1 protein-coding gene is annotated in these 764 nt (G+C 65.4%); it reads right to left on the minus strand.

Annotated elements, in window-relative coordinates:
* On the minus strand, window positions 1-764 hold a 764-nt coding region (gene trkA / locus IE061_RS17900; protein ID WP_193462212.1), incomplete at both ends, for a Trk system potassium transporter TrkA.

Raw genomic sequence — 764 nt, forward strand, 5'->3', positions numbered from 1 at the left:
TTGCCGCGCACCACGGCACCGATGGTGGTGCCTTCGGGAAGCTCGATCTCATCGATGGTGCGGCCCACCACCTTGGAAGACTGCTTGTCGCCGTGGGCAATCGCCTCGATGGCTTCCGCCGCACCCCGGCGCAGGGAGTGCACGTTGACGATATCGCCCCGGCGCACGTGGGTCAGCAGGCTGCCGATGGTGGCCTGCTGCGGTGAAATGGCGATATCGATATCGCCACCCTGGACCAGGTCCACGTAGGCGGCGTTGTTGATCAGCGTGAGCACCTTCTTGGCCCCCAGCCGCTTGGCCAGCAGCGACGACATGATGTTCACCTCGTCGTCGTTGGTCAGGGCACAGAAGATGTCGCAATCCTCGATGTTCTCTTCTTCCAGCAGGCGCTTGCTGGTGGCGCTGCCGTGCAGCACCACGGTGCGGTCCAGCCGCTCCGAGAGCGTGGTGCAGCGCTCCAGGCTGTGCTCGATGATCTTGACCTGATGGCTATGCTCCAGATGCTCCGCCAGGCGTTCGCCGATGTTGCCACCCCCGGCAATCACCACCCGGCGGAAGTCGCGCTCCACCTTGCGCAGCTCGCTCATCACCGCGCGGATATCCCGCCGCGCCGCCAGGAAGAACACTTCGTCGTCGGCTTCGATGACCGTGTCGCCCTGGGGGATGATCGGCCGATTGCGCCGGTAGATGGCGGCGACGCGGGTTTCCACGTTGGGCATGTGCTTGCCCAGGAAGGCGAGGTTCTGGCCCACCAGCGGGCCGCC

The sequence above is a fragment of the Vreelandella hamiltonii genome (genome assembly GCF_014651795.1).
Taxonomy (GTDB): Bacteria; Pseudomonadota; Gammaproteobacteria; order Pseudomonadales; family Halomonadaceae; genus Vreelandella; species Vreelandella hamiltonii.